The following is a 1,231-nucleotide window of genomic DNA, read 5'->3' as shown; positions in this document are numbered from 1 at the left end:
ATACGAGCGTCCGGTCGTCCTGCCCGGCGAACGCGAGGACCTTTTCGTCGTCTGCTGCGCCGAGCCCGACGTCGCGCACGTGCAGGACGTCGTGTCCTGCCTGGCGCAGACCCTCGGCGAGGCTGTTGGACAGGTTGTTGTCGAGGAGGAACCGCACATCGAGGTCAGGCGGAGATGACGAGGGGGAGCTGGCGTTCGAGTACCGCCTCGGCGGCAAACCGGAGGGCTTCGCGCACGTCTTCCCGGTTGAGGTCGGGCAGCTCTGTGGTGACCTCGTCGATGGTCATGCCATCCGCGATCATGCCGACGACGGTGGCAACCGGTATGCGGAGCCCACGTACGCATGGAACACCGCCCATCTGCGCGGGGTTCACGGTGATCCGAGTGAAGTGCACGGCGCCTCCTCTGTCACCTCCAGGATACGGCGATCACGTGCGGCAGTCCGTTGGCTCGGCGGGAGCTGCCTCGGGTAGCTCTGCTGTTCGGTCACGCCATGTCTAGCCGATGCTCGACCTTCTGCTACAAGACGATCAAAAGCCTCGCGCCCTTGGTGGGCTGCGGGGCCGAATCCAGCTCGACAAGCTCACTCCCCTCGACGTCCGGCGCCTGGTCGCGGCGGCGAAGGCGTCCGGGTTGTCTGCGGTGAGCGTCCGCCACGTGCACGGCCTGATCCGTAACGCACTCGCCGAAGCCGAACGGCTCGACCTCGTGCCCCGCAACGTCGCGAAGGCGGTACGCGCACCATCCGTCGCGCACAAGGACGTCCAGGTGCTGCGTCCCGAGGAAGCACGACGCCTCATGGAGGTTCTGCACGGTGACCGCCTGGAAGCACTCTTCGCCTGTGGCCTGATGCTCGGCCTACGCCGCGGGGAGATCCTCGGCCTGCGCTGGACCGATGTCGACCTTGACGGCGCCGTCCGCCACGTCCGCCAGAGCCTCCAGCGGGTCGACGGCTCCCTGACGTTCACGCCGGCGAAGACCGTCCGCTCACACCGGAAGCTACCGATCCCGGCCCGACTGATGGACCTGCTACGCCAACACCGGGTGACACAAGCGGGCGAACGGTTCGAACGCGGTGACTCCTGGACTGAGACGGGCCTCGTGTTCACCTCGTCGATCGGGACCCCACTGGAACCACGGAACGTCAACCGCTGGTTCGATCAGCTTCGGGCAACGGCCGGACTCCCCTGGCTCCGCCTACACGATCTTCGTCATGCATTCGCCTCGATGC

General features: G+C 66.7%; 3 protein-coding genes. 1 reads left to right on the top strand and 2 read right to left on the bottom strand.

The window, feature by feature from the left end; all coding sequences use genetic code 11:
- Together U9980_RS28215 and U9980_RS28210 are read right to left on the bottom strand one after the other, a co-directional pair.
- The coding region (locus U9980_RS28215; protein WP_322770707.1) for a DUF5615 family PIN-like protein at nt 1-157 on the bottom strand (157 nt) is incomplete at its 3' end.
- Nucleotides 158-164: 7 nt separating this feature from the next.
- The gene (locus tag U9980_RS28210; RefSeq protein WP_322770706.1) at nt 165-395 is read right to left on the bottom strand and encodes a DUF433 domain-containing protein; all 231 of its coding nucleotides are present in this window, start codon (nt 393-395) and stop codon (nt 165-167) included.
- Between the two features lie 109 nt (nt 396-504).
- Here U9980_RS28210 and U9980_RS28205 point away from each other — a divergent pair.
- The coding region (locus tag U9980_RS28205; protein ID WP_322770705.1) for a site-specific integrase at nt 505-1,231 on the top strand (727 nt) is incomplete at its 3' end.

Source organism: Protofrankia sp. Cr1, from assembly GCF_963555865.1.
In the GTDB taxonomy this organism is placed as follows: Bacteria; Actinomycetota; Actinomycetes; order Frankiales; family Frankiaceae; genus Protofrankia.
Note: the sequence above shows the minus strand (reverse complement) of the source record. Positions and strands in the feature narration are given on the sequence as shown.